The sequence below is a fragment of the Acinetobacter sp. G18 genome (genome assembly GCF_052660225.1).
Genome location: NZ_CP109658.1, coordinates 2,777,671 through 2,802,623, shown reverse-complemented (window position 1 = coordinate 2,802,623; position 24,953 = coordinate 2,777,671). Strand labels below are relative to the sequence as shown.

At 38.1% G+C, this 24,953-nt stretch carries 24 protein-coding genes and 1 other RNA gene; 15 read left to right on the top strand and 10 right to left on the bottom strand.

The genetic code is table 11. The features are described from left to right. The first annotated feature begins 387 nt into the window (after positions 1 to 387). Together ata and tpgA are read left to right on the top strand one after the other, a co-directional pair. Positions 388 to 7,008 carry a trimeric autotransporter adhesin Ata gene (ata, locus tag NE363_RS13290; RefSeq protein WP_445535256.1) on the top strand — a complete coding sequence of 2,207 codons (6,621 nt, stop codon included), beginning with the start codon at positions 388 to 390 and terminating at the stop codon, positions 7,006 to 7,008. Between the two features lie 60 nt (positions 7,009 to 7,068). Next, on the top strand, positions 7,069 to 7,848 hold the full coding sequence (tpgA, locus tag NE363_RS13285; protein WP_445535255.1) for a trimeric autotransporter adhesin/peptidogylcan-associated protein TpgA: 780 nt from the start codon (positions 7,069 to 7,071) through the stop codon (positions 7,846 to 7,848). A 118-nt stretch (positions 7,849 to 7,966) separates the two neighbouring features. Here the strand turns inward: tpgA and NE363_RS13280 are convergent, their stop codons facing one another. Next, a complete protein-coding gene (locus NE363_RS13280) occupies positions 7,967 to 8,551 on the bottom strand; it encodes a 5-formyltetrahydrofolate cyclo-ligase (protein ID WP_019458269.1) in 585 nt (194 codons plus the stop codon). A 236-nt stretch (positions 8,552 to 8,787) separates the two neighbouring features. Between NE363_RS13280 and NE363_RS13275 the strand changes: the two genes are divergently transcribed. The 3 genes from NE363_RS13275 to NE363_RS13265 all read left to right on the top strand — a co-directional run bounded on the left by NE363_RS13275 (position 8,788) and on the right by NE363_RS13265 (position 9,744). Then, on the top strand, positions 8,788 to 9,129 hold the full coding sequence (locus tag NE363_RS13275; RefSeq protein ID WP_004703025.1) for a hypothetical protein: 342 nt from the start codon (positions 8,788 to 8,790) through the stop codon (positions 9,127 to 9,129). Positions 9,130 to 9,236: 107 nt separating this feature from the next. Further along, the gene (locus NE363_RS13270; RefSeq protein ID WP_079393447.1) at positions 9,237 to 9,350 is read left to right on the top strand and encodes a hypothetical protein; all 114 of its coding nucleotides are present in this window, start codon (positions 9,237 to 9,239) and stop codon (positions 9,348 to 9,350) included. A gap of 73 nt (positions 9,351 to 9,423) precedes the next feature. Beyond that, entirely contained in the window at positions 9,424 to 9,744 is a 321-nt protein-coding gene (locus NE363_RS13265; RefSeq protein WP_039250276.1) for a hypothetical protein, read from the top strand. A 127-nt stretch (positions 9,745 to 9,871) separates the two neighbouring features. Here the strand turns inward: NE363_RS13265 and ssrS are convergent. From ssrS to NE363_RS13250, 3 genes are all read right to left on the bottom strand, one after another. Beyond that, positions 9,872 to 10,056, bottom strand: a non-coding RNA gene (gene ssrS, locus NE363_RS13260) — 6S RNA. 192 nt (positions 10,057 to 10,248) lie between these two features. Then, entirely contained in the window at positions 10,249 to 10,533 is a 285-nt protein-coding gene (locus tag NE363_RS13255; RefSeq protein ID WP_004703022.1) for a cell division protein ZapA, read from the bottom strand. After that, entirely contained in the window at positions 10,530 to 11,090 is a 561-nt protein-coding gene (locus tag NE363_RS13250; protein WP_004703019.1) for a hypothetical protein, read from the bottom strand. Before NE363_RS13250 ends, NE363_RS13255 begins: the two co-directional genes overlap by 4 nt. A gap of 64 nt (positions 11,091 to 11,154) precedes the next feature. Here NE363_RS13250 and NE363_RS13245 point away from each other — a divergent pair, with 64 nt between their 5' ends. From NE363_RS13245 to NE363_RS13225, 5 genes are all read left to right on the top strand, one after another. After that, positions 11,155 to 11,787 (top strand): UPF0149 family protein, encoded by a 633-nt coding sequence (locus tag NE363_RS13245; RefSeq protein WP_004703017.1) that lies wholly within the window; start codon positions 11,155 to 11,157, stop codon positions 11,785 to 11,787. A 67-nt stretch (positions 11,788 to 11,854) separates the two neighbouring features. Next, positions 11,855 to 13,177: a Xaa-Pro aminopeptidase gene (gene pepP, locus NE363_RS13240; RefSeq protein WP_445535254.1), complete on the top strand. Its 1,323-nt coding sequence runs from the start codon at positions 11,855 to 11,857 to the stop codon at positions 13,175 to 13,177. Between the two features lie 30 nt (positions 13,178 to 13,207). After that, positions 13,208 to 14,416 carry a 2-octaprenyl-6-methoxyphenyl hydroxylase gene (gene ubiH / locus NE363_RS13235; RefSeq protein WP_445535253.1) on the top strand — a complete coding sequence of 403 codons (1,209 nt, stop codon included), beginning with the start codon at positions 13,208 to 13,210 and terminating at the stop codon, positions 14,414 to 14,416. Beyond that, positions 14,413 to 15,645: an FAD-dependent monooxygenase gene (locus NE363_RS13230; protein ID WP_445535252.1), complete on the top strand. Its 1,233-nt coding sequence runs from the start codon at positions 14,413 to 14,415 to the stop codon at positions 15,643 to 15,645. The genes ubiH and NE363_RS13230 overlap by 4 nt, the downstream gene beginning before the upstream one ends. A 209-nt stretch (positions 15,646 to 15,854) precedes the next feature. Beyond that, the gene (locus NE363_RS13225; protein WP_004703010.1) at positions 15,855 to 16,106 is read left to right on the top strand and encodes a hypothetical protein; all 252 of its coding nucleotides are present in this window, start codon (positions 15,855 to 15,857) and stop codon (positions 16,104 to 16,106) included. A gap of 52 nt (positions 16,107 to 16,158) precedes the next feature. On the opposite strand, the gene NE363_RS13220 is transcribed toward NE363_RS13225, so the two are convergent. Then, entirely contained in the window at positions 16,159 to 16,560 is a 402-nt protein-coding gene (locus tag NE363_RS13220; protein ID WP_019458262.1) for a MerR family transcriptional regulator, read from the bottom strand. Between the two features lie 65 nt (positions 16,561 to 16,625). Here NE363_RS13220 and NE363_RS13215 point away from each other — a divergent pair, with 65 nt between their 5' ends. Then, a complete protein-coding gene (locus NE363_RS13215; protein ID WP_445535251.1) occupies positions 16,626 to 17,267 on the top strand; it encodes a cation transporter in 642 nt (213 codons plus the stop codon). A 60-nt stretch (positions 17,268 to 17,327) separates the two neighbouring features. Here NE363_RS13215 and NE363_RS13210 read toward each other — a convergent pair whose 3' ends face one another. After that, positions 17,328 to 17,930 (bottom strand): LysE/ArgO family amino acid transporter, encoded by a 603-nt coding sequence (locus NE363_RS13210; protein WP_151683223.1) that lies wholly within the window; start codon positions 17,928 to 17,930, stop codon positions 17,328 to 17,330. Positions 17,931 to 18,037: 107 nt separating this feature from the next. Here NE363_RS13210 and NE363_RS13205 point away from each other — a divergent pair, with 107 nt between their 5' ends. After that, a complete protein-coding gene (locus NE363_RS13205; protein ID WP_347913314.1) occupies positions 18,038 to 18,928 on the top strand; it encodes a LysR family transcriptional regulator ArgP in 891 nt (296 codons plus the stop codon). Positions 18,929 to 18,930: 2 nt separating this feature from the next. On the opposite strand, the gene NE363_RS13200 is transcribed toward NE363_RS13205, so the two are convergent. Both NE363_RS13200 and rsmI read right to left on the bottom strand, forming a co-directional pair. Next, positions 18,931 to 19,317, bottom strand: a complete 387-nt coding sequence (locus NE363_RS13200; RefSeq protein ID WP_445535250.1) for a hemin receptor — start codon at positions 19,315 to 19,317, stop codon at positions 18,931 to 18,933. Between the two features lie 93 nt (positions 19,318 to 19,410). Then, the gene (gene rsmI, locus NE363_RS13195) at positions 19,411 to 20,247 is read right to left on the bottom strand and encodes a 16S rRNA (cytidine(1402)-2'-O)-methyltransferase (RefSeq protein WP_019458257.1); all 837 of its coding nucleotides are present in this window, start codon (positions 20,245 to 20,247) and stop codon (positions 19,411 to 19,413) included. Between the two features lie 189 nt (positions 20,248 to 20,436). Between rsmI and NE363_RS13190 the strand changes: the two genes are divergently transcribed. The 3 genes from NE363_RS13190 (at position 20,437) to NE363_RS13180 (ending at position 22,494) form a co-directional block, all read left to right on the top strand. After that, positions 20,437 to 20,838, top strand: coding sequence for a YraN family protein (locus NE363_RS13190; protein ID WP_004703001.1), 402 nt, complete (start codon positions 20,437 to 20,439; stop codon positions 20,836 to 20,838). Between the two features lie 78 nt (positions 20,839 to 20,916). Continuing rightward, positions 20,917 to 21,627 carry a BON domain-containing protein gene (locus NE363_RS13185; RefSeq protein ID WP_004702998.1) on the top strand — a complete coding sequence of 237 codons (711 nt, stop codon included), beginning with the start codon at positions 20,917 to 20,919 and terminating at the stop codon, positions 21,625 to 21,627. A gap of 3 nt (positions 21,628 to 21,630) precedes the next feature. Further along, entirely contained in the window at positions 21,631 to 22,494 is an 864-nt protein-coding gene (locus tag NE363_RS13180; RefSeq protein WP_445535249.1) for an alpha/beta hydrolase, read from the top strand. Positions 22,495 to 22,520: 26 nt separating this feature from the next. Here the strand turns inward: NE363_RS13180 and nudC are convergent, their stop codons facing one another. Both nudC and NE363_RS13170 read right to left on the bottom strand, forming a co-directional pair. Beyond that, positions 22,521 to 23,264, bottom strand: a complete 744-nt coding sequence (gene nudC, locus NE363_RS13175) for an NAD(+) diphosphatase (RefSeq protein WP_019458256.1) — start codon at positions 23,262 to 23,264, stop codon at positions 22,521 to 22,523. After that, positions 23,264 to 24,907 (bottom strand): chemotaxis protein, encoded by a 1,644-nt coding sequence (locus tag NE363_RS13170; RefSeq protein WP_445535248.1) that lies wholly within the window; start codon positions 24,905 to 24,907, stop codon positions 23,264 to 23,266. The genes nudC and NE363_RS13170 overlap by 1 nt, the downstream gene beginning before the upstream one ends. Between the last annotated feature and the right edge of the window lie 46 nt (positions 24,908 to 24,953).

Here is a 24,953-nt window from a genome sequence, read left to right as displayed (position 1 = left end):
TAATGATATTTATTTTGGAGTTAATATTCTATTTCTATAATATACAGATGTATTTTAAAATGTATTTGTTTTTATTAATTTTATAAAAATTAATCATATATTTAGAGTTATTATTCTATTTTAAAATAAGTTTACTTATTTTTAACAAAAACAAAACACTCTGTCATTAATTATTTTTTTATTTATTAAATTCAATAAATTAAAATTAATTATAAAAATATAATTTGTGATTAAAATCACAATTTTTCTTATCATTATTTTATTTTTATATTTACCCTTTAGATTTATTCAATTAGGATGCCGCCTCTTTTTTTGGGCCGAAAATTTTAAAAATGTATTTGTACATTTTTGTTGGTCTTTGAGTTTGGTATTTGTCTGAGAAGTTTTATGAATAAAGTTTATAAGGTCATTTGGAATGCTTCAATTGGAGCATGGGTTGCAACATCTGAAATTGCAAAAGGTAAAACAAAGACTAAATCAAAAACTTTAAATGCATCAGCGATTATTTTAACTAGTTTAATTAGTTTTACGCCAAATGCTTTTGCAGGGACAAATACCGAGGGTGGAGTAGGCCAAGGAACATCTATTTCAGGTACCATTTCTTGTCGTGAAGGAAATGCGAGTACTGCCAATGAAAAAGATGTTGCTATTGGTTGTGGAGCCCAAACTCAAGACCGAACAGGCTCTAACATCGCAAACCGTAACAATCCTTATAATAATTCTACTGGTGCTTATGCTGGTGCAATGAAACAAGGCGGAGCAATCAGTGTCGGTACTGGCGCTGTAGTTGAGAAAGGTTTAGGTACTGCAATTGGTTCTTATGCGACAACTCAAGGTATTTCAGGTGTAGCAATTGGTACAGGTGCTTTATCTTCTGGAAATACCGCTCTTGCACTTGGGCGCCAATCTGCCGCGACTGCCGATTTTTCTCAAGCCATTGGTAATGTTGCAGCAGCTACAGGTAAAGGCTCTTTAGCAATTGGTCACTCGGCAACGGCAGAAGGTTACCGTTCAATTGCAATTGGTTCACCAGATATTGAAAACGCTGACCCAGTTGCGGGGCAAGCAGGTGCTGCTTATCAACCTAAAATGGCAACAAAAGCAACCGGTAAAGACTCGATTGCGTTTGGTGGTGGCGCAGTGGCCACTGAAGAAAATGCTTTAGCGATTGGTGCATTTTCAGAATCTAAAGGTAAAAAGTCTGTTGCGATTGGTACAGGCGCAAAAGCACAAAAAGATAATGCTGTTGTGATTGGAGACCAAGCTGAGGCTACTTTTGATGGTGGTATCGCAATTGGTAAAGGTGCACGTTCAGAAGCTGAAAATAGTATTGCTGTAGGTAAAGATTCAAAAGCAGTCCAAGCTACGGGTGAAAGTTTCTTAACTAAACAATCAGCTCCAACCGGTGTTTTATCAATTGGTGATGTGGGAAGTGAACGCCGTATTCAAAATGTAGCAGACGGTGCAGCAGATTCTGATGCTGCCACTATACGTCAGTTAAAAGCGGCTCGTACTCACTATGTCAGTATCAATGATAATGGCCAGCAAGGTGGCAACTTTGAAAATGATGGAGCAACTGGACGTAATGCAATTGCTGTTGGGGTGAATACTTCGGCTACTGCTCGTGACGCAATGGCGATTGGTGGATATGCACGAGCAACGGGAATTGGTGCAATTTCAATGGGTAGCAGCAGCCAAACAGTTGGCAGTGGTGATGTTGCGATTGGCCGTAATGCATCGACTAAAGGAGCAGAAGGTACACCATCGGGTTATAGCAATCAGTCGATTGCGATTGGAGATCAGACCAAAGCGATTGGAGATCAATCGATTGCGATTGGTGCCGATGTCATTGCAAGAGGGAACTCATCTGTTGCTATTGGTGGTGATGATGTAGATAAAATTGCACAAGATGCTGAGCTGAGTGAAACTTATACAGAAATTACGGGAGGGGTACTTAAAGCAGGTAAGTATCCAACAACTGAAGCGAATCACGGCTCAACTGCTGTAGGTACTCAAGCTGTAGGTACTGGTGCATTTTCATCGGCTTTCGGTATGACTTCTAAAGCTACGGGTGATGCTTCATCAGCTTTTGGTGTGATGTCTAATGCTTCAGGTAAAGGTGCTGCTGCATTCGGTGCTGTTGCACAAGCAACAGGTGATGGTGCATCCGCAATGGGTATTAACTCATTTGCATCGGGTACAAATTCAACAGCAATTGGCTCTGGTAACAAACCTGGTGAAGGTGCAAAAGCGACTGGAAACAGTGCTGCTGCGATTGGTAGCGGTGCCCAAGCAACAGGCGATAACTCGGCTGCAATTGGTAAAGGGGCTGAGGCTACAAACGAAAATGCTGCAGCTGTAGGTGGCGGTGCAAAAGCAGCGGGTAAAAATGCTGCAGCCATTGGTGGTGGTGCAATTGCCGACCAAGAAAATGCTGTTGCAGTTGGTCAAGGTGCCCAGTCTTTAGTTGAAGGTGGTGTCGCTTTAGGTGCACGTAGTAAAGTAGAAGCTAAAAATAGTGTTGCTTTAGGCCAAGATGCTGTAGCAACCGAAGCGACAGGAAGCTCTTTCCTGACCAATCGTGATGCTTCTAAATCTAATGGTGTTATTTCTGTTGGGTCGGCTGGAAAAGAACGCCGTATTACCAATGTTGAAGATGGCTCAGCTGACTCAGATGCGGTAACAGTACGCCAGCTTAAGAATGTGGATGGACGTGTAAACCAAAACACGAGCAATATTAGTAAAAATGCTCAGAATATTACCAATCTAAATCAAAAGTTAGATGATACAAAAACTGACTTGGGTAACCAGATTACTGATACCAACATTAAGTTAAACAATACCAAAGATCAGTTAACGACTCAGATTAACGACACCAAGACTGAGTTAAACAACACGATTGGTAACACCAAAACTGAACTAAATACCAAAATCGATAATACCAAGACCGAGCTTGAAAACAAAGGCTTGAACTTTGCTGGCAACAGTGGAGCAGATGTCCACCGTAAACTTGGCGAGAAGCTCAATATTGTAGGTGGTGCAGCTGCCTCAACACCAGCTTCAAAAACAAGCGGTGAGAATGTCATTACCCGTACTACTCAAGATGGTATCGAGATTGAACTATTAAAAGACTCGAAGTTTGACAGTGTGACTACTGGCAACACCTCGTTGAACAATAATGGTTTGACCATTAAAGATGGTCCAAGCATTACTAAAGACGGTATAAATGCTGGTGGTAAACAAATTACCAATGTGGCTGATGGTGTAAATGCTAAAGATGCAGTGAATGTCGATCAGCTCACCAAAGTAAAAGATAACTTAAATGGCAAAATCACTGATACCAATAATCAGTTAAATGATGCTAAAAATGATCTTGGTAATCAGATTACCGATACCAATACCAAGTTAAACAATACCAAAGATCAGTTAACGACCCAAATAAACGATACTAAGACTGAGTTAAACAATACGATTGGTAACACCAAAACTGAATTAAATACCAAAATTGACAGTACCAAGGTTGAGCTTGAAAACAAAGGCTTGAACTTTGCTGGTAACAGCGGTACAGATGTACATCGTAAACTTGGTGAGAAGCTCAATATTGTGGGTGGGGCGGATGCTTCAACGCCAGCTGCGAAAACAAGTGGTGAAAATGTTATTACCCGTACTACTCAAGATGGTATTCAGATTGAGCTATTAAAAGACTCGAAGTTTGACAGTGTGACTACTGGCAATACCACTTTGAACAATAACGGTTTGACGATTAAAGACGGTCCAAGCATTACTAAAGAAGGTATTAATGCAGGTGGTAAACAAATTACCAATGTGGCTGATGGTGTAAATGCTAAAGATGCAGTCAATAAAGGTCAGTTAGATGATCTTGCTGCCAAGCAGAATGCAACTGATGATGCTGCGGTGAAATACGATGATGCCAAGACTAAAGATAAAGTCACCTTAAAAGGTAAAGACGGTACGGTCTTAGATAACGTGAAAGCAGGTAACATTTCATCGACTTCAAAAGAAGCGGTAAATGGTAGTCAGATTCATAATATTTCAAACAGTATTAAAAACAGCATTGGTGGAAATACAGTTGTAAATCCAGACGGTAGCCTGACGACCAATAACATTGGCGGCACGGGTAAAAACAACATCAATGATGCAATTAATGAAGTAAAAAATACTGCAACTAAAGCAAAAACAACTGTAACTGAAGGCGATAATGTCGTTGTAAAAGAAACTGTTAATAAAGATGGCAGTACTAACTACGAAGTATCAACTAAAAAAGATCTGACATTAAACAGCGTAACTGCAGGTGATAGCGTACTTACTAATAATGGTTTAACTATTAAAGATGGTCCAAGCATTACTAAAGACGGTATAAATGCTGGTGGTAAACAAATTACCAATGTGGCAGATGGTGTAAATGCTAAAGATGCAGTGAATGTCGATCAGCTAACTAAAATCAAAGACAGCTTAAATGGCAAAATCACTGATACCAACACCAAGCTGGACACGACTAAAGATCAGTTAACGACTCAGATTAACGATACTAAAACTGAGTTAAACAACACGATTGGTAATACGAAAACTGAATTGAATAGCAAAATTGATAACACCAAGACCGAGCTTGAAAACAAAGGCTTGAACTTTGCTGGTAACAGTGGAGCAGATGTACACCGTAAACTTGGTGAGAAGCTCGACATTGTAGGTGGTGCGGATGCTTCAATTCCAGCTGCGAAAACAAGCGGTGAAAATGTTATTACCCGTACGATTCAAGATGGTATTCAGATTGAGCTATTAAAAGACTCGAAGTTTGACAGTGTGACTACTGGCAATACCACTTTGAACAATAACGGTTTGACTATTAAAGAAGGCCCAAGCATTACTAAAGAAGGTATTAATGCAGGTGGTAAACAAATTACCAATGTAGCTGATGGTGTAAATGCTAAAGATGCAGTCAATAAAGGTCAGTTAGATGATCTTGCTGACAAGCAAAATGCAACTGATGATGCTGCGGTGAAATACGACGATGCCAAGACCAAAGATAAAGTTACCTTAAAAGGTAAAGACGGCACGGTTTTAGATAATGTGAAAGCAGGCAATATTTCATCTACCTCAAAAGAAGCAGTAAATGGTAGCCAGATTCATAATATTTCAAACAGTATCAAAAACAGCATTGGTGGAAATACAGTTGTAAATCCAGACGGTAGTCTGACGACCAATAACATTGGCGGCACGGGTAAAAACAACATTAATGATGCAATTAGTGAAGTAAAAAATACTGCGACTAAAGCAAAAACGACCGTAACTGAAGGCGACAACATTGTTGTAAAACAATCTGTTAATAAAGATGGCAGTACTAACTACGAGGTAGCGACCAAGAAAGATCTAACTTTAGATAGCGTTACTACAGGTGATAGCATACTTACTAATAATGGCTTAACCATTAAAGATGGTCCAAGCATGACTAAAGATGGCATTAATGCTGGCGGTAAGAAAATTACTGATGTCTCGAACGGTGTAATTGCACAAAATTCTAAAGATGCTGTAAATGGTGGTCAGGTACATAACATCTCAACAAGTATTAAAAATAGCATTGGTGGAAATACAGTTGTAAACCCAGACGGTAGTCTGACCACTAACAACATTGGTGGCACGGGTAAAAACAACATCAATGACGCAATCAAGTCTGTAGATGACAAAGTCACTAATGGTGTAAATGACTTGACCCAAAAAGGGCTGAATTTTGGTGCAAATGACCAGAAAGCAACTCAGGGTAAAGCTGTTCATCGTAAGCTCGGTGACACCCTTAATATTGTAGGTGGGGCTAATCCAGAAACTGCTGAAGATAAAACCAGTGGCGAAAACATTATTACTCGTACCACAGAAGATGGCGTCAAAATTGAGATGCTAAAAGATGTGAAATTTGACAGTGTAAATGTCGGTGGTCATATTTTGAATCAGCAAGGTCTTATCATTAAAGGTGGTCCAAGCATCACAATTAATGGTATTGATGCTGGAAGTAAGCAAATTACCAATGTTGCAGATGGGGTTAATACAAAAGACGCAATTAATAAAGGTCAGTTAGATAAGCAAATTAATGAAGTTAAAGATCAAATTGGTAAAGATATTGGCAAACTTTCTGATCATGCTGTGCAGTATGACAAAGATAAAAATGGCAATGTCGACAAGAACTCAGTCACTTTAGGTGGTGGAGATAAAGGTACCAATTTGAAAAATGTAGCTGATGGTAAAGTTGCTGAAGGCTCTAAAGACGCCGTAAATGGTGGTCAATTGTGGAATGTTCAAAATCAGGTCGATAAGAATTCGAATGATATTAAGAACATTCAGAACAACATTGATAACATTTCTAATGGTAAAGCAGGTTTAGTTCAACAGCAAAAACCAAATGGTGAAATCACGGTCGGTAAAGACACGGGTGGTACTAGCGTAAATATGGCTGGTAAAGACGGTGATCGAGTTGTCCAAGGTGTCAAAGATGGCGAGATTAAAGCTGGTTCGAATCAAGCCGTAAATGGTGGTCAGATTCACAATATTTCAGACAGTATTAAAAACAGTATCGGTGGAAATACATCAGTAAATAGTGATGGTTCAATCACGACTAAGAATATTGGTGGAACGGGTAAAGACAATATTAATGATGCCATTGGTACGTTAAATCAGTCGAACCAAGAATTAGGCAACAAAATTACCAATCTGGGAGATCAGTTACAACAAGTGTTCTATGACACCAATAAACGTATTGATGACGTTGAGAAAAAAGCCAATGCAGGTATTGCCGCTGCAATGGCCCTAGAAAATGCACCATTCGTAGCAGGTAAATATACCTATGCTGTAGGTGCTGCATATCATGGTGGTGAAAATGCTGTCGGTGTGACCTTACGTAAAACATCTGACAATGGTCGTTGGTCAATCACCGGTGGTGTAGCAGCTGCATCCCAAGGTGAGCCAAGCATTCGTATTGGTATTAGTGGTGTTATTAACTAAGAAACTGGTTAGGAGAGTAGCAATGCTCTCCTTGCTCGACAGATTAAAGAGATTATAGAAATGAATAAAACAATCCAAAGCTTAGTCGTAGCAGCTTTTGCTGGTTTCACGGTAACAACTTATGCAAATGAACCAGCTCAGCCACAGGAAATTCCTTTTCCAGCGATTGAAAAAAGTTATTTGAAACAGGTAAAACGCTATGAATACCAAGATGTTGCTCGTTTAGACCAAGGCCTAAATAAAGACCAAATTCGAGCTTTACTAGGTAATCCACAATTTAGTGAAGGACTTTTTGCAGTAAAAGTTTGGAACTATGTATTAGATGTCCGTATTCCTAACACAAACCAGTACCAACGTTGCCAGTTACGTGTTGATTTTGATAAGCGCTATTTAGCAGAACGTTTATCTTGGAAAGGTGAGGCTTGTGAAGGTTTGGTTGCTTGGGGAGAAAATAGTCAGGTATCAGCACATAGCACTGTAATTGCAGATCGTACAGCGAGTGTCTTATTTGCCTTTGATCGATTTGATGCGAGTGCCATTGAAAAAGGTGCTGAGAGCATTACCAAAATTGCTGAGCAGATTAAAAAAAGTCAAACAAGGAATCCTATTATTGTTTCAGGCTTTACGGATCGGTTAGGTAAATTTAGCTATAACCAACAATTGTCTTCACAACGTGCTAATACTGTTGCCAAATTATTGGTGCAACAGGGTATTGTAGCAAGTCGAATCCAAATACAGGCAAATAGTCAGACCGATTTATATAAACAGTGTAGCGGTAACAATAGTTCACAACTTATTCAATGTTTAGCACCAAATAGACGTGTTAATATCAATTGGTAAAACGGTCTGTCACGGCAAAGTAATCATCCATAAGGTGGTTACTTTTTCGTTTTAAGGGACTAACAAAGTAAAAGAATATATTTAAAAATATTATTTTTTTATAAATTTTATATAAAAATCATCTTTTAAAATAATAAAAGTTCTGTGGTGTGAGTAAGCCATCTAAGGGTTGATCCCAGCTTTGACGTTCTAACGTGTGTTCAATAAATTGAAATTGATGAGCCAATCCTAAACGGTAAGGTTTATGCTCAGTACTTGCCAATGTACGATCATAATAGCCACCTCCCATACCAATACGTGTCCCGTAGTGATCACAAGCTAAAAGCGGCATAAGCAGTAAATCAAGCTCTGAGACATGTTTTCCTCGCGTTGCCATAGGTTCTTTCATTCCGAGTGGATGATGAGAAAAACGTCGACTTAAATATTGGTTTTTATTGATCTTTATCCATACTAAACGTTGATTCATTGAACAAATCATAGGTAAATAGACTTTTTTGTTATTTTTAAAGCAGAGTTTGATAATAAGATCAGTATGAATTTCACCGAAAGCATGTAGATATAAGCCAATTTTTTTTGAGGAGTGAAAAATAGGAAGTCTATTTAGGTAATGTAAAACGTTAAGTTGAGCCTGTTTTTGCTCAAATTGGGTTAAAGAACGTCTTTTAGATCTTAAATTTTTTCTAATAAAACTTAGTTCGTTCATGTATAAATCTAATAAAGATTTGAAATCAGTCGTCCAAAATTATACCTATTTTTCTATAGTTTTACCGAAATTTAAGTACTATAAAAAACAATATAGTTTAATCGATAACATAAAAATTACTTTTCTCTAGAAAAGGCATCTATATAAGTTTTTTAGCTTTTTTACGTATCTACAGTATTTATTTACATGTAATCAGGATAAGTATATTTAAAGATGAATATGAAACCGTGAAGGCTATGAAGTTAAAAATTTTAACGATGATGATGTGTACTGCTTTACTGAGTGCCTGTACCAAACAGGCAGACTCAGAAGCTCCTCAAGTTGACTATAAAGCTCAATTTGAAGAATCTGACCGAAAAATTGGTGAGTATTTAGATCAATTGGATAATCCTAAAACACCACAGGAAGTTAAGGTGAAAATTTTATGTCACGACTATCCTGATCTGTACAAAAAACAGTACATGCCCGCCTTAATCAAAATTTCACCAAAGCCCTATACTGAAGAGAAACTACTTTCAGATTTGAAAAGTGCAACGGATTACTATAAAGGAAGTTTAGGAATAAAATGCGATAATTAAAAATTGTATAGTGTCACGTAAAAATTGATAATTGTGAATTGATTGGCATTATTTAGATATGCTAAATTTATTGATGTTCATTATTTAAATTTTTCATTGGACTTGAAATGCAAATCATAAAATTTTTGCAGAGTTTTAATACGATTGGTACCTATTTAATACTTGCTTCTATCTTGTTAGGGGTCATGATGATTTACTTTTATGTCATCAATCCTGCATGAACATTTAAAGAAAAATCGTTTTATCTATTGGTTATCTTAAATGGAAGTTGAATAATTAATACAAGGTAGGATTATGAAATTTAAAATATTATTAATAAGTTTTATTGCAACGGGTTGCTATGCTAATGAGAATACAGATGATCCAGATATTTGTAATATCGTGAAAAAAGTTGCTTACAACGTAATGGAAGCTCGACAGAAAAAAGTACCAGCGCAGGAATTGCAACAAATTGCTGATAGTCTTACAGATCAAAAAGCAAAGCAGTTTTATCAAGACTTAATTAACTCAGCTTATGCTGCAAAAGTATTCAAAACGAGTTTTTTTAAACGGAAAGCTATCGAAGATTTTCAAACAGGTTGGTATCAAGAATGTTTGAAAAGAAATGCACAATAATTAATAAATGATAATTCACTAATTTTTAAATTTAACTAATAAATGAAAATGAATACTAGACTGACAGGTCTGTATAGAGACTTTAATTTGAAATAAAAATTATATTTATACTTATTTTCTAGAAAATAAATACTCCGAAGATGCCGCTGCATGTGTCGTTACCCTGAACCCGATGAGTTCAAGGTGGACGCGACGTACACTTGCTGGGTTTCCTACTCGAAGGTAGGCATACACTCTAAATATACAGAACGCAATCCATAAGTTTAAGTATCGGCAGGGGAATAGACCCGCTGGCGAACATCCCAGAGATAGCTTAATTATAAACGATCTTATCCAGTTAGCAATCGTCTGAGTTTATTGAACTGTAAAGTTAGTCTTCATTTGATGAAGCTTTGTACACTAAAAGTACATATAGTAATCATGAGACACACGAGATAACTTCAATAAAAAAATGCCTTGCTCTATTGACTTATAGCGCAAGGCATTTTTGTTGAAAGATGTTAATTAAACAGTTTGTTCAACATCTTCTAAAATCGCCTGTAGTAGACGTTCACAGTGTGTATATTCTTGCAAAGATTTATTTAAACTTAATACTTCTTGGGTGAGCTGTAGGGCAACCATAATGACCAGTTTGTTGTGCTCAACACGCGGAGCACTGCGACGCATTTCGTTAAATTTCTCATTAAGAAGTTCAGCCGCACGCTCAAGTTCTTCTCTTTTATCAGAGGTAGTCGCAAGTCTAAAAGTTTGCTCAATAAGCCGAAGCTCTACCATGACTTGTTCACTCATGATTGCGTCTCCTCGCCAGTTTCAGCATTTGGGTGAGCAAGTTGCTGAATTTCTTGTGCATTTTGATCTTGAGCTGTACCTAAAATTGCTAAACGTTGAATAATGGCTTCAACTTTGGCTTTGGCAAGTTCATTTTTTTGTAACAAACGGTCACGATCTTGCTGTAAATCATGCAACTCTTGTTGAGTCTGTCGTTGATGTGACTGAAGTTTTTCTTTGGTTACACGTAACTCATTACGCTCTGCCAAAATTTCTTGAAAACGATTTTTTAAATCAGTGGTACTTTTTTCTAGACGGCTATAACGTTCAGCAAGTGTATTAGCATCTTGATTCAATTGTTGAAATTGGCCTTGTAACTGAGTCAATTGCTCAGTTAATGTCTCAATTTCCTCTTGTTTTTTAGTAATGATGCTATTTTTTTGCACAACTTGTGCGTGATGCTCTGTTTCAGCCAGTTCTTTAGCTTCCGAGAGAGTAGAATTTTCACTCTCTAGATGATGTAAGCGTGTTTTTAAAACGCCAATATGCGCTTGTAGCCGCTGTAATTGTTCTAACATAACGAGGTCGCACAGAATTGCAATCAAAGGTAATATATACGAAGTATAGAGATTGGATAAACGAATGCAAGACGATATTTCAGGCTGGACAGAATGGAACGCTCATTTTGAAGGAATTGAAGAAATTTCAAGCCCTAGTGAGTTACATGGTTTACTAACAGGTATTGTTTGTGTGACAGAAGCGCCAACGCGTGAAGAATGGACACAAATTTTAACAACTCTTAATGTACCTGATTTAAATGAAGAAGCTTTAGCGCTTTTAACTGATGAAACAGAAGATGTAGCTCATGCTTTATCGGAAGATGAATTGGACTATTTACCAATGCTTCCAGATGATGAGCATACGTTACAAGATCGCGTACAAGCATTATCAGACTGGTGTGCGGGTGTTGTACTTGGTTTTGGTTTGGCATCGGGTCATGTCCGTGCTGATGAGCGCGAATTGATTGAACATCTACAAGATGTGGCAGCAGTAGAGTTTGAAGACTCTGATAACGACGAAGAAGGCGAAAGCAGTTACGAAGAATTGTATGAATTTGTACGCCTTATTCCAGTGAGCTTATCTATTGGCAGAAAGAAAGTAACAGTTGCTGAAAGTTCATTATTGAAAAACTTTTATGCAAAAAGTAAAACTTCTGCTGTAGGCACTACAGATCAAAATATTGTAGAAATGTTTACACCACATCGCCCAAGTTAATTGAGGCGATGTGTTATTGGCTGTGTTTAATTTTTTGACTTTAAAATTCTAAATCAAGTAGATCATTATGAAATTGCCTCAAGCTGATTTTCAACATCGCAGAAATCGTTTAGCAGAAAAAATGGGTCCAAACAGCATTGCAATTATTGCAACGCGTGAGGAAATGTACCGTAATCGTGATGCGGATTATAAATTCCGTGCCGATAGTAGTTTTTTCTATTTGACTGGTTTTGCAGAGCCTGAGGCAGTAGCTGTTATAGAAACCTTTGATGATGTTACTGACTATAGCTATAGCTTGTTTTGTCGTGAACGTAACCGTGAGATGGAAATCTGGAATGGTTACCGTGCGGGAATTGATGGCGCAATTGAAGAGTATGAGGCAGATGAAGCTTATGCAATTGATCTGCTTGATGAAGAAATTATTGAAAAATTATTAAACAAAGAACGCCTTTATTATCGAATTGGGCACAATGCTGCATTTGACGCCAGAGTAAGCCAATGGATTAAAAAAGCGAATGCTGAGCATCGTCATGAAGCTGCTCCAGCTCAGTTGGTTCAACTTGATCGCATTATTGATGAAATGCGTTTAATCAAGTCACCGCAAGAAATTGAGCTAATGCAAATTGCCTCAACAATTAGTGCTAAGGCACATACTCGTGCAATGCAAACTGTTCGCCCCGGCATGATGGAATATGCACTTGAAGCCGAGCTTAATTATATATTTGGGCAAAATGGCTGTGTGCCTTCTTACAACAGTATTGTCGGTGGCGGTGCCAATGCTTGTATTTTGCACTATGTTGAAAATAACCAACCTCTTAAAGACGGTGATTTGGTTTTAATTGATGCTGCATGTGAATATGAGTTCTATGCATCGGACATTACCCGTACTTTCCCTGTAAACGGAAAATTTAGTTCAGAACAAAAAGCATTATATGAGGTGGTACTAGCATCTCAATATGCGGCGATTGATGCAGTACGTATTGGTAATGCGTACCGTGAGCCTCATGAGGTTGCGGTCAAAATTTTAACTGAAGGCTTAGTTGATTTAGGTTTGCTCAAAGGTAATGTGAGCGAGCTTATTGAAACCGAGGCATATCGTCAATTTTATATGCATGGTACAGGCCACTGGTTGGGTATGGATGTGCATGATGTCGGTTCTTATAAAAAAGATGACGAGTGGCGCCAATATGAAGAGGGCATGGTTGTTACTGTTGAACCAGGTTTATATATTGCACCAGATGACGAAACTGTAGATAAAAAATGGCGTGGTATTGGTATTCGTATTGAAGATGATGTGGTCGCAACGTCAAAAGGCCCACGAGTTTTAACTGCTGACGTAGTTAAAGATATTGCAGATATTGAACATTTAATGGCGCAAGCTAAAGCATAATTAAACGTATTCGCCAAAGGAGCAAATTCGATGCAACAACAAGTGATTATTGTAGGTGGGGGTATGGTGGGTTTGAGCCTTTCCCTGATGCTGGCGAAGGCTAATATCGCAGTCAAGCTATTAGAAGCTGTGAAATACCCAAACTATGATGATCAGAATGTTGCCCCTTACCATTCCAGTTTCGATGCACGTAATACGGCTTTATCGCGTCGTAGCGTACAGATTTATCAGAAGCTGGGGTTATGGGATGCATTACAACAACATGCCACTCCAATTTTGCAAGTTCACATTACTGAGCAAGGCAGTTTTGGTAAAGCACGTTTAGTTGCAGAACAAGAAAAAGTCGAAAGCTTTGGACAAGTCATTGAGAATGCGTGGCTCGGTCGTGTCTTATTAACTCAAGTACGCCAACAACCTTTGATTGAGCTAATTGATGGCGTACAAGTCACTGCTTTAACTCAAGATGCTGAACAGGTACATATCGAAGCTCAGCGTGGTGATGAAGTCTTAAAGCTTGAGTCAAAATTATTAATTGCAGCAGATGGGCGTGATTCTTTCTGTCGTCAAGCAATTGGTGTGGGTGTTGATGTCCACGACTATGATCAGGTTGCGATCGTTACGACTGTTCAGACTTCAAAACCGCATGAGCAGGTAGGGTTTGAGCGTTTTAGTGCATTAGGGCCTTTGGCTTTATTGCCGTTACCGGGTGAATATCGTCGCTCAGTGGTATGGCCTGTTAAAAAGGGTACTGAAGATGAGTGGTTAGGTGAAGAAAACGACCAGCATTTTTTAAGTGCCTTGCAACAAACCTATGGTGACAGAGCAGGTAAATTTGAAAAAACAGGCAAACGTTTTAGCTATCCGCTTTCACAAGTGCTTGCGCATAAACAAGCGGTTGGGCGCGTTATTTTAATGGGTAATGCAGCGCACACCATTCATCCAGTTGCAGGGCAAGGTTTTAATTTATGCCTGCGTGATGCAGATGTGTTGCTACGTCATTTGGTAAACCAGTTAAGCACATCTGATGATATTGGTAACCCAGATAATTTGCTTGCCTATGAACAAGTCCGTTTATCTGATCAACAGCGAGTAATTAAGTTCTGCGATACTGTCGTTCGTGGTTTTAGTAACCAAAACCCATTATTAAAATTAATTCGTAATACGGGATTAATTGCATTTGATGTAATTCCGGGTGTTAAGCCACTAGTAGCGAACTATGCAATGGGGCTAAAAGCATGAGTGAAGTGTTAGATGTCGTTATTGTTGGTGGTGGACTGGTCGGTGGCTTAACTGCTTTATTACTTGTACAAGGTGGTGTACAGCCTACCGTGCTTGATGCTGCCCCTGTACTTGATGTTGAAAAAACATTAAGTGTGATGAACCCACGTGTTTTAGCACTTAGCCAAGCGACCATTCATTTACTTAAAACAGTGAATGTTTGGGATGATTTAGCACGTCAAATGCCTTATACCGGCATGCAGGTGTGGAATCTAAATGGCTATGGTGAAATTAATTTTGGCCATGAGTCTGTACAAAGACCAATGCCAGAGCAAGCCTTAGGTTCTATGGTTGAGCCGAGTGTATTGAATGTTGCTATTCAGCAAAAAATGCTAGAGCAGTTAACCGATTATCGTACTGAAGTTCGTGTTACGCGTATTGAGCAAGGTGTTGGGTGTTGGCATATACAACTGGCTGATGGATCTACGCTTAAAACTAAACTGCTTATTGGTGCAGATGGTGCCAATTCATTTGTACGTGAACAAGCTTTTATTGACCTAGATGTCCTAGATTACAAACAAGCAGCCATCAGCTGTGCAATTAAAACGTCTAAGCCGCATCAGCATGTTGCTCGTCAAATTTTCTTACCTACTGGACCTTTGGCATATTTGCCAATGGCGAGTCTGGATGTAAGTGAAAATGGCTACTGGCAGTCAATTGTCTGGACACTGCCAGATGATTATGCCGATGAATATTCGGCTTTAAGTGAGGTTGAATTTATGCAGCTTCTAACTCGCGAAAGCCAGCATATGTTGGGTGAAGTGCTCGATGTTCGTTCAAGAGCACAGTTCCCACTTAAGGCTCGTGCTGCAAAACAGTATGTGAAGGCTGGTTTAGCCCTAATCGGTGATGCCGCTCATGTTATCCATCCGCTTGCTGGACAAGGGGTGAATATTGGCTGTTTAGATGCCGCTGTACTCTGTGATGCGCTACTGCATGATTTAGGCCGTGGTGTGTGGGCGCATGAACAAACATTAAAACGTTATGAACACCGCCGTAAAGGACAAAATGATGCGATGATGCATAGCATGTCTGCGATTGGTTGGTTAGAAAGTTCTGAGTTGTTCCCATTTATTTTGGCTCGAAATATAGGACTTAAGCAGGTTGAACAAATTTCGTTCTTAAAAGAGCGTTTTATGCAACAAGCGAACGGTTTAGGGGCTTTACAAAACACCCTGTATAGTCGTTAAAATAATTACGAAGTTTATGCTCTACTGGTCTAAATAAATATCAGTAGATATTTTTTAAACAATCATTTATATATCATTACCAATTCGGTCAGAAAAGATACGGATTTGACCAATTTGGCTCTTTGCTAAATGCAAAGAGATTGCTAAATTTCTGAGGTCTCAAAGGCCATAGCGATGATGCAATACAAATCATTGTGGGGAGTGTAAATATGACAGATATCAATGATTATGAAGATGCAGAAGATTCTGCTGTAGATGAAGATGAAGCCAAAGCGGCTGAGAGCGGCGCGGCTGATGAAGAAGCAGGCAACTTAACGGATGCCGATCTTGCAGAAGCAGAAACGCTTACCGTAACTGCGAAACAAAAACAGCGCCAAGCATTGGAAGATGAGGTTGCTGCGTTTTTAGCTCGCGGTGGGAGAATTACTGAAGTTCCACCAGACGAACATAGCGACCATTAATATTAAAAAAGCATCACATGAGTGATGCTTTTTTATTGGCTTCTAAATTGAGTTAAAGGTTATTTTGCAGTTCTTTTAAAATGCCGCATTCGTCTACTGTGCGGTCGGTAGAGCAGTGCTGTTTTAAATCGATGAGTGTTTCTTTTAAAAGCAAAAGTCGTTCAATTTTTTCCGATACTTCGATCAAATATTTATTCACCAAATTATCAACTTCCGTACAAGCCTGTTTCGGCTGAGCTTTCATCTGTTTTAGCGTTTTAATGTCGTTAAGGGAAATATCTAATTCGCGGCAATGTTTAATAAATAATAGGTCCGCGAGCGTTTGATCTGTGTAAATACGATAATTATTTTCTGAGCGCTGAATACGGTCCAGCACACCTACTTTTTCGTAATAGCGAATAGTATCGATAGGAATATCCGCTTTTTTTGATAATTGGCCAATAGAAAGACTCATAAGACTTGACTCTGGAGCTACTCAAGGGTTTTTAATCACTATAAAAGAGTTTTTGAGGAAATAAAATGGCCGGATGTGGATGTGCTTCAACATGTTCCCCTACAAAGAAAGTCAGCCCACGTTTTAGAAAGGCGTTGTGGATTGCACTTGTGATTAATGCACTCATGTTTGTGGTTGAAATAGTAGGCGGTTATAAAGCCCAATCTGTTTCATTGTGGGCAGATGCATTAGACTTTGCCGGAGATTCAGCAAATTATGCTTTGTCTTTAGTTGTGCTTTCGATGAGTCTTTATTGGCGAGCAACGGCAGCACTTGTTAAAGGGATCACAATGGCATCTTTTGGGTTTTTCGTCATTGCAAAAGTGGTGTGGTCATTCTTTCATGGCGTTTCACCTGAACCTATGGTCATGGGTGCAATTGGAGTAATAGCCTTAATTGCTAACGTTTCAGTCGCTTTAATGCTTTATGCATTTAGAGATGGTGATGCCAATATGCGTTCGGTTTGGCTATGCAGTCGCAATGACTCTATTGCCAACATTGCAGTTGTTTTTGCTGCTGTAGGGGTATTTGGAACAGGTACCGTATTTCCAGATTTATTGGTAGCCTTTGTGATCGCATACTTAGGTGTATCTTCGGGCTATGCTGTGATTAAGCAATCATTACAAGAAAGAAAACAGTCAAAGGTGATGTTGGGTTCAGAAGCTTAATTGTGATTGCATAAATAAAAAGTACCATTCAATCATGGTACTTTTTAATGGTTGAATGCATTAGATGAGAAGTGAAATTGCAATACTCCACATAACGCAACCAATAAGAAAGTCTAAAATTTTCCAAGCTTTTGGATTGGTAAATAACGGTTTTAGTAATCTTGCACCATAACCTAAACTGAAAAAGAAAATCCAAGAAGCAAGAATACTGCCTAAAGCAAAACTAAGTTTGTCTTCTAGCTGGGTTGCAACCGAACCCATCAGCACAATGGTGTCTAAATAGACATGTGGATTTAACCAAGTAAAGGCAAGGCAGGTCACTAGTGCTTGGGTTAAAGTTTGTTTTGGGCTGCCTTCAAGCTCCATGCCTTGGTTCGTTTTAAACGCTGCATAGAATGCTTTTGCACCGTAGACGAATAAAAACGTTGCTCCTAAATATTTAGCGACAGAGATTAAGAGGGGTGATGCTGTCATAATTTCGGCAAAACCCAATACACCACAAGCAATTAAAATCGAGTCAGACAAGGCACATATTAAACATAGCCAAAATACATATTGCTGTTTAAGTCCTTGCTTTAGAACAAAAGCGTTTTGGGCACCAATTGCTACAATTAGGCCGCTACCAATACCTAAACCTTTAAAAAACACACTCAGAGAAAGCATAACCATTAAGTAGAAAAAATCAGATGCGGGAATTATCTGACTTTTTATTGGTAAATAAGTAAAATTAAGAATATTTAGGTTTGGCTAAAAATAATTTAGGTTTGTATATGTTAGATAGTAAGCAATGTGAAGCTTTTCTTGCTGTTGCAGAAGTCGGGAGTTTTGATGCAGCAGGAGAGCATTTATGTATAACTCCTTCTGCTGTATCACTACGTGTACAAGCACTAGAAAAATATTTGGGTCAGATTTTAATTATACGGGGCCGCCCTTGTGTACTCACACAAGCAGGACAAACCTTGCTCCAGCATTTACGTCATACAAGGTTAATGGAGCAAAATCTTTTACAAGGTTTAACGGGAAAATCTTCTGAATCGGAATTTTATAAAATTGCTTTAGCTTCAAATGCAGACTCATTAGCAACTTGGCTTTTACCAACTATTCAGCAAACATTGTTTAAAGAAAAAATAGTGTTAGAGCTAAAAATTGATGATCAATCACACACGCATACTTTGCTAGAAACGGGGCAGGTTAATGCATGTATCACAGCAGAAGAGCAGGTTATGGCGGGTTGCTTAGCTCAGCCTCTTGGTAAAATGCGCTATAAAATGCTGGCATCGGCCGAATTTGTAAACCAGTGGTTTAGTGGTGGAATTAACCGAGAAAATTTAAGAAAAACACCAGCAGTTATTTTTAATCATAAAGATTTAATGCATTCGGAAGTTTTATTAAAAGGATACGGTTTACCGATGCAGAGTTATCCTTATAGTTTTATTCCGGCAACAGATGCTTTCGTCAAAGCAATTCAGCTGGGTTTAGGTTACGGAATGGTGCCAGAGCTTCAAGTTCAACCATTACTCGAAAACGGAACACTTATTGATATTATGCCTGAGGCTCAACTTGATATTCCTTTGTATTGGCACCACTGGAAAAGACAGTCGAAACAACTTGATGTGCTGACCGAAACAATTGTTCAATCAGCGAAAAAGATATTGAGATAAATTTAAGTCTGTGAGCGTGCATAAAAATTTGAAACGTGTTGAATATAAAACTCTATGTCTTGCACTGAATAACCTAAAAGTTGTCCGATTTTACGGTCTAGTGCTAAGCGGTCTTCAAGTTGAGTTTCCTTTATTGATTTTTCAATACATAACACGAGTTCATTCAAATCTACTAAAGAGACATCTTTATAGATCAGCATAATTGAAAAAGGTACGGGTAAAGATGTTTCAATATCTTTACTGAGCATAGTTAAAGTACCTTGCTCAAGATGCTTTACAAATTCAGTAGGTAATAAGTCATAAAATAAAGCAATTGGTTTCTTACCAGACAATAATAATTCTAGTTCTTGCCCTTCATGGGGGCCAAGTTTTCCAAGCTGTTCAGCCATATCAATGCTCTTGTTTTTATGATTAATATTATTATGCAAAATTCATGCGCGGTGATGACATAGAGTGTTAATCATCACCGTGTTGTTAAAAAATTAAGATTGTGTCAGCTCAAGTGCACGTTGATAAGCAACTTTTTTCTTAATACCTGTTAAATCTGCAGCCAGTTGAGATGCTGCTTTTACTGATAAATCTTGAAGTAAGCGCTTTAAAAGTTCGTCTAGTTTTTCTTGTTCCAGATCTGTTTTTTCTGCTGCACCACCAACCACAAGAACAATTTCACCTTTTTCTTGATTGTGGTCATTTTCTATAAAACTAACCAAGTCTTTTAAAGTCATTTTTTTGATGGTTTCAAAAGTTTTGGTAATTTCACGTGCGAAACCCACAGGGCGGTTTTCACCAAATACCTCAGCCATATTTTTTACGCATTCTAAAATACGGTGAGGTGCTTCATAAAAAATTAACGTTTGAGTTTCATTTTTAAGCTTTTCAAGTTGTGTAATACGTTGAGAAGCTTTTGATGGTAAAAAGCCTTCAAAACTAAAACGGTCACTTGGTAAGCCCACAGCACTTAACGCAGCAATTGCAGCACATGCACCGGGTACAGGTACAACTCTAATACCATGTTCTTGTGCAGCTCGAACCAGTTTAAAACCGGGATCACTAATAAGCGGCGTACCTGCATCGCTAATCAAAGCAATATTTTCACCAGCAAGTAACTTTTGAACTAACTGTTCAATTTTATTGCTTTCGTTGTGGTCATGGCATGCTGTAAGTGGAGTAGATATATTATAGTGCTTAAACAATTGAGCCGACTGGCGTGTATCTTCGGCAGCCACAATAGAAACTGATTTTAAAATATCAATTGCACGGAAAGTCATATCATCTAAGTGCCCGATAGGGGTGGCTACAACAAATAACTGAGCACTCATTTGGTTTTTACTCCGTACAGATAAACTATTTTAATCGGTTAGTGTACCCGAAATTATCTTTTTGGCGTGAACAATGTCATTGGGCTTTTTTACTTTTCAAGACATCTGCTTTTGATTTGCTCAATTGAAAAAAATTAAAAATGTATAGAGCAAGCATTGAGAGTATTTACATTTCTAATGGGGAAAATTATGTTAGTCGCACAGCAGCTCGGGCAATGGGCTGAACAAACGGCATTAAAAATTTTAAAAGAACAAAATTATGAATGGGTCGCCAGTAATTATCATTCACGCCGTGGAGAGGTTGATCTGATTGTAAAACGCGGTAACGAATTGATTTTTGTTGAAGTAAAAGCGCGTGGACAGGGAAATTATGGACAAGCTTGTGAAATGGTCACTGTAAGCAAACAGAAAAAAATAATTAAAACGGCGATGAGGTTTTTACAGCGCTACCCATCTTATCAGGATTTTTATTGTCGTTTTGATGTGATTTGTTTTGATTTTCCACAGAAAATTGCAAAAACAGTACAGCAAGACTTTTCGAAATTCCATTATGATCTGCAATGGATCGAAAATGCATTTACTTTGGATTAAGAGTTCATTACTCTTTTGAGCAAATTAAAACCGATGTTTATGATCAAGCCAAGAAGAGATTGATAGGAGTCTGGTGGAGTGTTGAAACGTATTGCTGTAACAGCGCTTTGTGTCGCAAGTTTGTCAGGTTGCGCAAGTTTTATTTCTGGTGGAACAGGTACAGCTCCAGTTGGAACAGATAGTGGTGTACGTAGCTTAGGTCAGGTATTCATTGACTCTTCAATTAAACGTACAGCGAATATTAACCTCTATAAGCTTGATCAGCGTTTTAAACAATCTCGTATTAACATCGAAAGCTTTCATAGCACAGTATTGTTAACTGGTCAGGTGCCAGACCCTTACTTGAAACAGCTAGCAGAAGATAATGTTAAAGCGATGAGTGATGTGAAAGCCGTACATAACTATATTACGGTAGGTAACAAAGTAAGCTATAACACGATCATGCAAGATGCTGGTGTAACTGCAAATACACGTGCTCTATTGATGAAAGCACCAGTTGTATCGGACAGTAAAGTACTCGTTCATACCGAAGATGGTGTTTTATACGTGATGGGTCGTTTAAATACTGCTGAAATTAATGATTTAAACAGTGTGCTTCAAAATGTGGGTAACGTGACCAAAATTGTGACGCTTATTGATAACATTGATTTAGCGCCTGCTCCAGCAGCATCGACGGGCAACGCAACGACTACACCAGTAATTAATAATGTTCTTGCTCAACCAACAGTTCAAACTCCTGTTGCAATTGATCCGGACCAAGCAGATCCAGCATCATCTACTGCACAATAAAATATGAACTTGATTGAACAATTACAAAGCAAAATTGAGCAGGCGAGAACTCTTTATAAAGAGTTCCGTCTGTATGATTTGGGGAGCTTTGCTTTAAACCGTTTTACACCAAAAGATGGTTTCGAGCAGGTTTTAAATGTGCGTTATGGCTTAAAGCCTCGCCATCGTCTAGATATTTATCGTTCTACTAAGCGTTTAGCATATCGACCACTCATTGTTTTTGTACATGGTGGTGCTTGGCAACATGGTAATAAACGAGACTATTTATTTGTTGGTGAAGCTTTTGCAAAAGAAGGTTATGACGTTGCTGTCATTAACTATCAGCTTGCACCAAAGAATATTTTTCCAAGTTATGTAGAGGACTTAACGCAAGCGTTAAATTATTTGCATCAAAATCAGGAAAAATTAGAAATCTCGACAGAGAATACTGTGCTTATGGGACATTCGGCAGGTGCATTTAATGTAATGTCTGCTGTTTATCACCCTGATTCTACTAAAATTGAATGTTTAGGGAAAATTAAGGCAATAGTTGGATTAGCTGGACCATATCATTTTGATTATAAAGGCGATCCGCTTGCTGAAGATGCATTTGATCAGGACATTTCTTATAAAGAAGTGATGCCTTATTATTTTGTAAATCAAAATAATATTAAGCATTATCTACTCATGGCTGAAAATGATCAGATCGTAAAGCAACATAATACTTTAGATATGGATCAAGCTCTTAGAGAGAAGGGGAATCATAGCCATATTGCTATTATACCTAAAACTGGCCATATTACGATTTTGGCCAGCCTATCGAGTTTTGTAAGTCACTACTTCAAAACAAAACGAACCATTTTGCATTTTCTTGATGAAGTATTTTAAAACCATTGAGTTTTAGAAAGCGCAGATTACTTTGCTTGAGTAATCTGCGTAATCATTGCGTGTGCAATACTGCCTTTAAATGGAATTTCAGGAAGCTGATCAAATTTAAAGAATTGTGCATCGGCAATTTCATCTTCCTGCAAAGAAATCTCGCCTGACTCATATTCAGCTCTAAAAGCAATCATGAGATTACTTGGAAAAGGCCAAGGCTGGCTTGACATATATTGAATATTTTTGAGTTTAATACCCACTTCTTCTAAAGCTTCACGTTGTACCGCTTCTTCGAGTGTTTCGCCAACTTCGACAAATCCTGCAATCAAACCATACATGTTGGTTTTATTGTGAATTGATTTCGCCAATAACACTTCATCATCACCTTTAGTAATGATAGTAATAATGCATGGATTGACACGAGGGTACTGATGATAGCCACAAGAAGGGCACACCATTGCATATTCACTGGAGTGGACTTCGGTGGCATGTCCACAATGGCTACAAAACTTGTGGTTACGCCGCCATTCGAGCAATTGTACAGCACGACTTGCCTGTAAAAATTGCTCTTTTGACCAGTTGGAAATAAGCTGACGTATGGGAACGAGTTGCAGACCTTCTGGTATAGCCTCTTCACTCAGTAGGTCACGTGCAATGACCTGTTCGTTATGAGTGAAAAGCAGATCACTTGCTAACTTTTCGACTTTGGGTAATTGAAGGTTTTGGTCAACCAATAATTGTTGATGATGAAAAATATAAGCAAGTGATAATTCAGACATTAAGCTGCCTTTTTTTGAAGTTGTTGACTACTTAGCAATGCTACATCAAACATGGATTGTAGAACAGGCTGTTTATTTTTTAAATTGTCAACTAACATATCTAGTCCCGCTAATACGTTAAAAATACAGTGAATCTGATCATGACTAAAAGGTTGATTCTGATCGATTTGATTCTGTACAAATTTAGCAGTTTCAAGCAAAGCATTTTGTTGAACCGTACTACCTAAAAATTCAGCTGCACCAGCCAACTCTTTTAAAGAGCCTGCAATTGCTTCAATATTCTGAGTTTGATCGTTGGCATATAAAGTCAAACTTTGGCATACAAAATCGATTAAATTTTTTGTCTCATTTAATAAGGTTTGATGTGCTTCATCCAAACGATCTAAAGAGATATTGGTGTTGTTTACACGAATTTGTAGACGGCTAGAAGAATAATTCCGTACCAAAATACCAATGGCATTCATCGCTGACAAAATACTCTTCATCAGTTGCTGAGCGTAATTTTCATTACTCAATATATTGATTTGACTTAAGCTGCTTGCTTGATGAGAAAGCTCGGCTGCTGCTTCATTTAAATTAAGTAATTTAAATGTATGTGCGAGTTGCATAAGGCTGTTTTGTAATTGCTGTGCCTTTTCTGGTGACATGTTTTGGTAGTTGTATTCAATATCATTACGAACTTTATTCATTTCGTTTAAGATCAATTGGCTTACCGTTTCCATGGTGTCAAAGTCTGGACCATACAAATGCTGACTTAAGGCTTTAAGCTGAGCATCGGTGAGAAATTCATAACCAATATTCAGTTGCTTACGAATTTGCTTTGCAAGTTGATCTTCTTGTCCAATCACAATACTAATTATATCTGCTAGGGCATTCGAATTTGCATCAAAGCTTTCAGGTGCTACTAAAAATAGACTTATAGAATTTTCAAGATTAATCAATACACGTAAGCGAGCATCATTTAAAACAAGTTCATCAATGTGATTAAAGGCAGAGTTAACCAATTGCCAATATTGTTGACTTGGTTGGCCATGCGCCATGCTGACTAAATAACTACCAATGAGTTTGAATGCTTGGAAATCTTGAGTAGTTTCAGTTTTATTTAAAAATTTAAGCAAAGACAACTTATAAAGCTGATGAATAAACTGAGTCTTTTCATTAATAATTACCTCGGATAAAGGTAAATCAAGTGAAGCTACTGTAAGATTTGCAGAAATCTGTTGTCCAGATGATGTTAATGGCTTGTTTAAAGCTTTTTCTAAATTGTTTAGAGTGTCCAAAAGAAACTGTGGTACTTCAACTTCGCGTAAACAGATAAATTCGATATAGCGTTTAACCATGGTCGTGCCTTCACTGAGAGCAACCACCTCATTGGTATTGATGTGCTCTGGCTTGGCCATAATCTTTTGCATTAATTCTGTCGAATACTGTGTGATCTTTGCCAAATAAGGGATATCAATGAGGCGTAATACCTGAGTGCATTGTTTAAATTGTTCTAATGCATCATCAATACCAAAAGGGAGAGCCTGTTCTTCAATTAATGTACTTACAGCGCCTTCCACAAGTTTTATTGAGTTATCAATTTCATTCTTGATGATAAGCAACGCTGTCGGATCAAATTGAATCGAATTATGCTCAGACATAAAAATTCCCCTTTGCAAAAAAAATCAATTGTTATATTCGTCATGG

What these genes read in the sequence shown, in the direction of transcription:
- ata (WP_445535256.1), top strand. Translation starts at nt 388, where the DNA reads ATGAATAAAGTTTATAAGGTCATTTGGAATGCTTCAATTGGAGCATGG.
- tpgA (WP_445535255.1), top strand. Translation starts at nt 7,069, where the DNA reads ATGAATAAAACAATCCAAAGCTTAGTCGTAGCAGCTTTTGCTGGTTTC.
- NE363_RS13280 (WP_019458269.1), bottom strand. Translation starts at nt 8,551, where the DNA reads ATGAACGAACTAAGTTTTATTAGAAAAAATTTAAGATCTAAAAGACGT.
- NE363_RS13275 (WP_004703025.1), top strand. Translation starts at nt 8,788, where the DNA reads ATGAAGTTAAAAATTTTAACGATGATGATGTGTACTGCTTTACTGAGT.
- NE363_RS13270 (WP_079393447.1), top strand. Translation starts at nt 9,237, where the DNA reads ATGCAAATCATAAAATTTTTGCAGAGTTTTAATACGATTGGTACCTAT.
- NE363_RS13265 (WP_039250276.1), top strand. Translation starts at nt 9,424, where the DNA reads ATGAAATTTAAAATATTATTAATAAGTTTTATTGCAACGGGTTGCTAT.
- NE363_RS13255 (WP_004703022.1), bottom strand. Translation starts at nt 10,533, where the DNA reads ATGAGTGAACAAGTCATGGTAGAGCTTCGGCTTATTGAGCAAACTTTT.
- NE363_RS13250 (WP_004703019.1), bottom strand. Translation starts at nt 11,090, where the DNA reads ATGTTAGAACAATTACAGCGGCTACAAGCGCATATTGGCGTTTTAAAA.
- NE363_RS13245 (WP_004703017.1), top strand. Translation starts at nt 11,155, where the DNA reads ATGCAAGACGATATTTCAGGCTGGACAGAATGGAACGCTCATTTTGAA.
- pepP (WP_445535254.1), top strand. Translation starts at nt 11,855, where the DNA reads ATGAAATTGCCTCAAGCTGATTTTCAACATCGCAGAAATCGTTTAGCA.
- ubiH (WP_445535253.1), top strand. Translation starts at nt 13,208, where the DNA reads ATGCAACAACAAGTGATTATTGTAGGTGGGGGTATGGTGGGTTTGAGC.
- NE363_RS13230 (WP_445535252.1), top strand. Translation starts at nt 14,413, where the DNA reads ATGAGTGAAGTGTTAGATGTCGTTATTGTTGGTGGTGGACTGGTCGGT.
- NE363_RS13225 (WP_004703010.1), top strand. Translation starts at nt 15,855, where the DNA reads ATGACAGATATCAATGATTATGAAGATGCAGAAGATTCTGCTGTAGAT.
- NE363_RS13220 (WP_019458262.1), bottom strand. Translation starts at nt 16,560, where the DNA reads ATGAGTCTTTCTATTGGCCAATTATCAAAAAAAGCGGATATTCCTATC.
- NE363_RS13215 (WP_445535251.1), top strand. Translation starts at nt 16,626, where the DNA reads ATGGCCGGATGTGGATGTGCTTCAACATGTTCCCCTACAAAGAAAGTC.
- NE363_RS13210 (WP_151683223.1), bottom strand. Translation starts at nt 17,930, where the DNA reads ATGCTTTCTCTGAGTGTGTTTTTTAAAGGTTTAGGTATTGGTAGCGGC.
- NE363_RS13205 (WP_347913314.1), top strand. Translation starts at nt 18,038, where the DNA reads ATGTTAGATAGTAAGCAATGTGAAGCTTTTCTTGCTGTTGCAGAAGTC.
- NE363_RS13200 (WP_445535250.1), bottom strand. Translation starts at nt 19,317, where the DNA reads ATGGCTGAACAGCTTGGAAAACTTGGCCCCCATGAAGGGCAAGAACTA.
- rsmI (WP_019458257.1), bottom strand. Translation starts at nt 20,247, where the DNA reads ATGAGTGCTCAGTTATTTGTTGTAGCCACCCCTATCGGGCACTTAGAT.
- NE363_RS13190 (WP_004703001.1), top strand. Translation starts at nt 20,437, where the DNA reads ATGTTAGTCGCACAGCAGCTCGGGCAATGGGCTGAACAAACGGCATTA.
- NE363_RS13180 (WP_445535249.1), top strand. Translation starts at nt 21,631, where the DNA reads ATGAACTTGATTGAACAATTACAAAGCAAAATTGAGCAGGCGAGAACT.
- nudC (WP_019458256.1), bottom strand. Translation starts at nt 23,264, where the DNA reads ATGTCTGAATTATCACTTGCTTATATTTTTCATCATCAACAATTATTG.
- NE363_RS13170 (WP_445535248.1), bottom strand. Translation starts at nt 24,907, where the DNA reads ATGTCTGAGCATAATTCGATTCAATTTGATCCGACAGCGTTGCTTATC.